Here is a 6935-nt window from a genome sequence, read left to right as displayed (position 1 = left end):
GAGTGCGATGTGGTTGCCGACGGCCGCGTGGTGGCTGGTCCGCCGCCCCCGTTGCCGGTGGCCAAGATGATGAGGCCGTAGACGATGATCCCGATCAGAATCACTACTGCCAGGCCCCACAGCGCCAGCACCCACGGTTTGAGAAACCAGGGCGACGACGTCTCGGCGGTACCGAAGAGCTCGTCCTGGTGCCCGCCGAGGCTCAAATCGTGCTCCGAGTAACCGTCGAGGTCGAATGGTGGTCTGCTGCCCCCCACGGAGAGTGATCCTACCGACGGTGCACGGCTACGGCATACCGCCGTCGTGATGGCGATGGTGACGGTGACCGTCGTCGATGCTCGTGCTCGTCGGCGGTGTGGTGGCCGGCGCCGTGGTCGTCGGAGCGGGGGCGATCGGCTGAGTCGTCGTTTCGCTGCTTGGGTAAGAGGTGGTGGTCGGCGGCGTGGTGCCGACCGCGGACGGCGTCGTCGACGATGTAGCCGGGGACGTGGAGCTGCCGCCCCGGGTCAGCTCGACGATTCCATAGATCACCAGCGCGATCAGGATGGCAACGAGTGCGCCCAAGCCGATCAGAGTGGCCGGCTTGCGATACCACGGAGTCGACCCGGCATCGGGCTGTCCGTCGTCGCCGTAGTTGTACTGGCCGGTCGGCGCTTCACTTGGGTCGTCTGGAGGTCCGTGGCCCGTCACGGGCGCTGATCCTAGCGGTGAAGTTTGGCGGATTCGCAACCGCGGCTTGAGCCGCCGCGCCTTAGAAACCGTGCGGCAGCGTAATCACGGTGTGCGGCAACGTGATTGTCGACGGAATGTGCGGCACATGGTGGTGATGCGGGGGCTCGGCCGGCGGGGGGGCCTGGGCCGGAGGCGGAGCGTTGCCATCCGACGGCTGCTCCTCGGGCGACGAGGACGGTGGTGGCGGGGTGGTGGTCGTCGCCGGCGGCGTTGTTGTTGACGGGGTGGGTGTGGACGACCGGGTGGGTGTCGTTGACGGCGTGATGGTCGACGTTTCGCCGCCGCCGCCGTGCGACATCTGGATGAGGCCGTAGATGATCAGCACGACCAGGATCGCAACCATCGTGGCCCACACGGCCAGCAACGAGCGATTCCGATACCAGGGAGCCGGCGGCGATTCCGGTTCAGCAGGCCCGGAGTAATTCGGGTAGGCGTCAAAACCCGGCGGCTGCGGGTCGACCGCGCCGTAATTGGCCATCCGTGTCGGCCGATCGCTCGGGTCGTCTGGAGGACCCGAAGAACCAAAGCCTGTCACGGCCCCGATGCTACTGAAATCCGGCCGACGCGTCGCTTCCGGCGAAGACCTCAGAGCTGCCGGATAACCCGATCGGCGAAAAGCCCCAGGTGCTCGAGGTCGGACAGGTCCAGCAGTTGCAGATATACCCGCTGCATGCCAAAGTCCGCGAACGATCCGAGCTGGTCGACAATCTCGTCGGGCGTGCCCACCAGCGGAGAATTGGACCGCAGCTCGTCGACGTCGCGCCCGATGGCGGCAGCTCGGCGGCTGATCTCCGCATCGTCACGTCCAGCGCACACCACAAACGCTGCGGAATACGTCATCGCATCGGCCGGCCGACCGACCGAGTCGACCGCTTCGCGGACTCGCTCGATTTGGGTTTTGACGGCGTCCAACGAGGCGAAGGGCACGTTGAACTCGTCGGCGAACGTCGCGGCCAGCGCCGGTGTCCGGTTGGCGCCCGTCCCGCCGATGATGATCGGTGGATGAGGCCGTTGCACCGGCTTCGGCAAAGCGGGCGAGTCGTTGACCGCGTAATGAGTGCCCGCGTAGTCGAAGCTTTCCCCGACCGGTGCGGTCCACAGGCCGGTAATCAATTCGAGCTGCTCGGTGAGTCGGGCGAATCGCTCGCGCAGCGGCGGGAAGGGGATCGCATAGGCCACATGCTCCCGTTCGAACCAACCTGTACCGATTCCGAATTCGACTCTCCCGCCGCTCATCTCGTCGACCTGGGCGACCGCGACGGCCAGCGGGCCGGGATGGCGAAATGTTGCCGAGGTGACCAATGTGCCCAGCCGGATCGACGACGTCTCGCGGGCGATGCCGGCCAACGTCACCCAGGAGTCGGTCGGGCCGGGCAGTCCATCGCCGCTCATCGCCACATAGTGGTCGGACCGAAAGAACGCGGAAAATCCCAACGCCTCGGCGCTCTGTGCGACCGCGAGCTGGTCGGAGTAACTGGCGCCTTGCTGCGGTTCAACGAATACCCGAAAGTCCACGAGCGTCAGACTAGGCCCAGGCTGCTGCGCCGAGCGACCTAGAACGTCACGTTGCCCGACGGCTTGAGCGCAAACCCGTGCTGCCCGAGGCTGGTGTCCAGACAGGCAACCAGCCCGTCACCGCCGACGGCACATGTCGCGTTCTGGTACGACACCTTCTGCCCGACATTCAGCAGTGTGCCGGAGTTGAACGAGCCGATTGGGCAGTTGGTCAGCTCACGTTCCAAGCGGAACCCCGAGGTACCGGTGCCGGGGCGAAGCTGTCGAGGTTGGGAAAGCTCGGCGGTAGCGCGGCAGCACGCGACGGGGCGATGCCTAAAACGCTTCGCTCCCAGACGGTTTCACCACGAACCCGTGTTGCCCCGAGTTGGTGTCCAGGCACGCGACGAGCTGGTCGTCGCCGACGGCGCACGTCACGTTCTGGGACGACACCTTCTGCCCGGGGTTTAACAATGCGCCGGAGGAAAAGGGGCCGGCAGGGCAACTCACCGATTCACGGTTCAGCCGCACGCTGCCAGAACTTTGGCTACGCACGGTGCCGATCAAGCACCAGCCGTCCACCGGGGAACCCTGGGCATACGGAGCATTGTCCATTCCAGGCATGTCTCCGTCACAATGAAGCGCTTGCGAAGAACCCGCGGCGTCGAATTGGCACTCGATGTTGTAGGGAGTGGAGAAATTCACCCAGCTTCCCGGTCCTTTGGGACCGGTCGTGATGTAGTTGTCGACTGGGGCGGGGGCGAAATCGTTCAGGCTGGGAAAGCCCGGCGGTAGCGCGGCAGCACGCGGGGGGGCTCCCGCGACGGCCAGTGCCGCGGCGACGATCCCGGCGGCGAGAACCCGAGCTATGCGATCAGCGGCCGTGCCCATCGAATCCTCCTTGGGTCAAGGGTTGATGTCGAATGTCGTTGTGTAGGTGTGCGGATGATAGGGCGGGGGCGGAGCACCGGGTCCGCTCGGCCAGCCTTGCGGGGTGGGCCAGGTGCTCACTCGCATGGTGACCTGCTCTTGTCCGTTGGGCAGAACGTCCACCTCTGTGACGGTCGGACCGTAAGGGACAGCCGGTTGGTTGCCGGGACTGGGAATCAGGCCAGGACCGGTCCGTGGGTGCGGCGACGCGTTGAGCAAGCCGTCCGGGGTGGCCGACGCCACGCCGACTACCTGTTGACCGTTGCTGGCGCTGGTCAGCAGATAACCGCCTTTCGGCAGGGCCACGATCTGAGCCTCGCGATCACCCGCGCCGAGATTGTTGAACGTCCCCGCCTGCCGCATGCTGTTCATCCACGCATTAGGAGAGTCGCCCGGTTTGATGGGGGCGGACGCCCATAACGCGCGCTGGCCATCCGACCCGATGTTGCCAACGATCATCATCCGTTGGGTCGCCGGGTCATACACTCCACTGGCTTGAGAGATACCGGCCGTCCCACCTGAGAGCAGAGTGCCCCGGAGGGGCCCCAGGTCGTGCGTCGGGTCCGCAAGATTTTGCACGTGCGACTCCGGCGCGATGTAGTCCTTAGGGTTGGTGCCCGGCCCATACGGCTTAATGCTGTAAAACGCATATTGCTGACCGTTCGGACCGACTGCGGCGCCGGTGGGAAGCGGGCGGTAACCCGGATCAGTCGGAAATGGGTTGTCGCCGTTCCACTTTGTCCCGGGAATGATGAGCTTCGGCCTGCCGGTCTCAGGGTCGCCGGTGATCAAGATTCCCGTCCCGGGAATTGTCACGCCCAAGTCATAGGGGGAGCCGTTGTGGTTCTCCTCTACCGGGTTGGTTCCCGGTCCAACGATGGTGGGACCACGCTCGTTGTCATCATCGCCCGGCTGCCCGCCGGCGCCCCCACCTTGCTTGAAGCTCAGTGTCCCCCACCCGGCGGTCATCGCCTTCAGCTCACCGTTGATGCGCGACTCGTTACTAACCAGCGTCCCGACCCGGTGGCCGATGAAGCCAGCGTGCGCTTCGGCTTCCTCCAGGCGCTCGTCGTACTCTTCTTCGGTTTCGGCGTCATAGGTGTCGGTGACCGAATAGTCCTCGCCCACCTCGAAGCCGTCGCGCTCGGCGTCATCTACGGCATCCAGTGCCGTGCGCGTCCCGGCTTCCAACTCGCCCTGCCAGCCTCGGGCAGACATTGCCACGTCGTCCCAGCTCCACATGACCGGGCGCGCCTTCACCAGGTCCGATCCCGCCTGGGCGATCGCTGCGTCGGCGGCCTGGCCCTCCCAGTCGGCCCCGCCGGGGCGCTTCACATCCTCGGCCAACTCCTCCAGCGCGTTTTGCGCCTTAGGGGCAATCCCCTCCAGGAAGCCGGCGAGCTGGGCGAAGTATGAGTAGTCGGAGCCCCGCAGCTGCGACAGTGTCGGCCAGCGCGGTGCGGCGGGCATTAGTGACCCAGTCCGGCCAAAAGCCTGGCGCCGTGCTCGTCGGTCTGCGTGTAGGCGGTGCCCGCCTTGTTGTAGTACGCGCCCCGCGTCGTGATCCGCGTCGCGATCCCGGACAGGTCTTTGCCTGCTCGCGCAGCCGCCGTCTGCGCCGTGGCGGCGCTGGATTGCCAGCCGGACGTGGACATGGACGGCGGCTTGGCGTCGGCGGCCAGCTCACCGCTGACCTTCTCGCACTTTGTCGCCAGTTGATGCAGCCCCGGGGCGAGTACCTTCAGGCGAAGACCGGGCGTCGCGTCGGGCATGGACGGATTCTAACTGCGTTCTAACTGTCGTGATTGCAGTCAATGAACGGCGCAGTTCTTGCACCAATGGCTAAAACGTCTCTACATTTTCGGCGCTGACGAAACTACGTGGGCTACCCACGGGTGGTCGGGCCACTGCGCGCTACCCGCGCGCCGGATCGCAGCGGCGATATGGCGCATGCTGGCTGGCTAGTGGTGACACGATGTTGGCGTGAGCGGTGCTCATGACGGCAGCAGGGCCATATTCACGGCGACGACACGACCGCAACAGAGTTCCGGTGCGGGTCGGGTGGCACCGAGGAGCACAAGCAGGTGACGGTGCAATCTGGGCGAAGAGCAATTGCTGTTGGAATTGTCTTGCTTACCCTCGCGGCGGCTTCCTCGTGTGGCTATGCAGCCCAGACAGCGCGAAGGGACAGCGCGCAGGCAACGCCGGCGCCAGTTGCGGTTCCCATGTCTACGCCGGCGCCAGATTCGGCTCCCGCGCCTGCGTCGCCGGCGCCCGATACGGCTCCCGCACCGGACTTCGCATCGGTCTCCAAGCAGATGAACGATGCGATTGCGGCAGGAACGGTGCCAGGTGGCGTGGTGGTGATCGGGCATGGTGGCAACGTCGTCTTCCATCAGGCTTATGGCTCGCGCAAGCTTGCCGGCGAACCGGGGCTAGATGGATCGCCCGCACCCGCAGAGCCGATGACCGAGGACACGATCTTCGACATCGCGTCGTTGACGAAGTGCCTCGCCACCGCGACCGCCGTCATGCAGCTTTACGAACACGGCAAGGTTCAGTTCGACGATCCCGTGCAGAAGTATTTGCCTGACTTCAACACGGCGAACGATCCACAGCGGGCAAAGGTGACGGTTCGCATGTTGCTGACGCACACGTCAGGCGAACCGGAAGACGTGCGCCTCGACGATCCGTGGGGACTGGGCGGAGCGGACAAACCAGAAGGCATTCTCCGTGCCCTCACCACGCCGCTGCAGTCGCTTCCCGGTGAGTTTTTCAACTACGCAGACATCAACTTCATTCTGCTTGGCGCGCTGATCGAGAAACTCACTGGCGAGCCAGAAGACGTTTACGTTCAGCAAAACGTATTTGGGCCGCTTGGCATGGAAGAAACCCGCTACCTTCCCCCGGCCAAAGCATGTGGTCCACATGTGATGCGAGGATCTGCGATTGCCTGGGCGCCTGCGCCGATAGGGGGCATGCCGGGCGTTTGTCCTGCGGGTGCGTGGAGCACGAGTCTGTTGTCGCGGACCGCACCGACGACACATGACGACGAAAGCAGGAACGATCCGGGCAAGAATCCCGATTTTGGTTCCCTGCTCCGGGGCGTTGTGTTTGACCCGACGACGCGCCGCATGGGGGGAGTGGCCGGGCATGCCGGTGTGTTCTCGACGGCGCACGATGTCAGCATCTATGCGCAGGCCCTGCTTGATCGGCTCGCGGGCCGCCCGAGCAAGTTCCCACTGACGCAAGCGACGCTGGAGTTGATGACAACTCCGGAGCAGCCCGGACATACCGCTCAACAAGTCGAGGCAGCCAACAACGCCACCCGAGAAGCCATCGCGAAGACACCAAACACATATGATCCGCTGCTCGCTCCGCACTATCCGGCGATCAGGGGACAAAACCTGCGTGGCTTCGGCTGGGATATCGATACCGCCTATTCCGGCACGCGAGGCATGATCTTTCCCATTGGCAGCTTCGGCCACACAGGCTTTACCGGAACCTCGCTGTGGATGGACCCGGGCTCGGATACCTACGTCATTCTGTTCACGAGCGCGATCGACCCGCGAGACGATCCACCGATCGCGTATCTGCGAGGTGATGTTGCTACGGCGGCAGCCCGGGCCCTGCGCTGAGCAACGCGTGATCGTTCACGACTGGCGGCCGGCCCCGGAAATCGCGCCGTACTCGACATAGGATACGCCGCGTGGTCGGCTAAAACGTCTCTACATTTTCGATGCTGACGAACATGCCGTGGCCGGTGTGCTCGTTGGTGA

General features: G+C 64.7%; 8 protein-coding genes and 1 pseudogene. 1 reads left to right on the top strand and 8 read right to left on the bottom strand.

All coding sequences use genetic code 11. The annotated features are described in order from the left end of the window. From WAN71_RS11315 to WAN71_RS11280, 8 genes and pseudogenes are all read right to left on the bottom strand, one after another. Window positions 1-257 (bottom strand): annotated as a pseudogene (locus WAN71_RS11315) (hypothetical protein); the annotation flags it as partial. Window positions 258-285: 28 nt separating this feature from the next. After that, the gene (locus WAN71_RS11310; RefSeq protein WP_422225412.1) at window positions 286-690 is read right to left on the bottom strand and encodes a hypothetical protein; all 405 of its coding nucleotides are present in this window, start codon (window positions 688-690) and stop codon (window positions 286-288) included. Between the two features lie 61 nt (window positions 691-751). Then, a complete protein-coding gene (locus WAN71_RS11305; protein ID WP_422225411.1) occupies window positions 752-1267 on the bottom strand; it encodes a hypothetical protein in 516 nt (171 codons plus the stop codon). A gap of 50 nt (window positions 1268-1317) precedes the next feature. After that, window positions 1318-2247: an LLM class F420-dependent oxidoreductase gene (locus tag WAN71_RS11300; protein ID WP_422225410.1), complete on the bottom strand. Its 930-nt coding sequence runs from the start codon at window positions 2245-2247 to the stop codon at window positions 1318-1320. Between the two features lie 38 nt (window positions 2248-2285). Continuing rightward, the gene (locus WAN71_RS11295; RefSeq protein ID WP_422225409.1) at window positions 2286-2474 is read right to left on the bottom strand and encodes a hypothetical protein; all 189 of its coding nucleotides are present in this window, start codon (window positions 2472-2474) and stop codon (window positions 2286-2288) included. Between the two features lie 88 nt (window positions 2475-2562). Beyond that, window positions 2563-3117, bottom strand: coding sequence for a hypothetical protein (locus tag WAN71_RS11290; RefSeq protein WP_422225408.1), 555 nt, complete (start codon window positions 3115-3117; stop codon window positions 2563-2565). Between the two features lie 15 nt (window positions 3118-3132). After that, a complete protein-coding gene (locus WAN71_RS11285; protein ID WP_422225407.1) occupies window positions 3133-4626 on the bottom strand; it encodes a hypothetical protein in 1494 nt (497 codons plus the stop codon). Then, entirely contained in the window at window positions 4626-4928 is a 303-nt protein-coding gene (locus WAN71_RS11280; protein ID WP_422225406.1) for a hypothetical protein, read from the bottom strand. Before WAN71_RS11280 ends, WAN71_RS11285 begins: the two co-directional genes overlap by 1 nt. A 453-nt stretch (window positions 4929-5381) precedes the next feature. Here WAN71_RS11280 and WAN71_RS11275 point away from each other — a divergent pair, with 453 nt between their 5' ends. Beyond that, the gene (locus tag WAN71_RS11275; RefSeq protein ID WP_422225405.1) at window positions 5382-6794 is read left to right on the top strand and encodes a serine hydrolase domain-containing protein; all 1413 of its coding nucleotides are present in this window, start codon (window positions 5382-5384) and stop codon (window positions 6792-6794) included. The last annotated feature ends 141 nt before the right edge of the window (window positions 6795-6935 follow it).

It is taken from the genome of Mycobacterium sp. (genome assembly GCF_049280035.1).
GTDB lineage: Bacteria > Actinomycetota > Actinomycetes > Mycobacteriales > Mycobacteriaceae > Mycobacterium.
This window is presented reverse-complemented; position numbering and strand designations above follow the sequence as displayed.

Bases quoted from the DNA above. Each gene is read 5' to 3' on its own strand.
- WAN71_RS11275 (WP_422225405.1), top strand. From the start codon at position 5,382: ATGTCTACGCCGGCGCCAGATTCGGCTCCCGCGCCTGCGTCGCCGGCG.
- WAN71_RS11280 (WP_422225406.1), bottom strand. From the start codon at position 4,928: ATGCCCGACGCGACGCCCGGTCTTCGCCTGAAGGTACTCGCCCCGGGG.
- WAN71_RS11290 (WP_422225408.1), bottom strand. From the start codon at position 3,117: ATGGGCACGGCCGCTGATCGCATAGCTCGGGTTCTCGCCGCCGGGATC.
- WAN71_RS11285 (WP_422225407.1), bottom strand. From the start codon at position 4,626: ATGCCCGCCGCACCGCGCTGGCCGACACTGTCGCAGCTGCGGGGCTCC.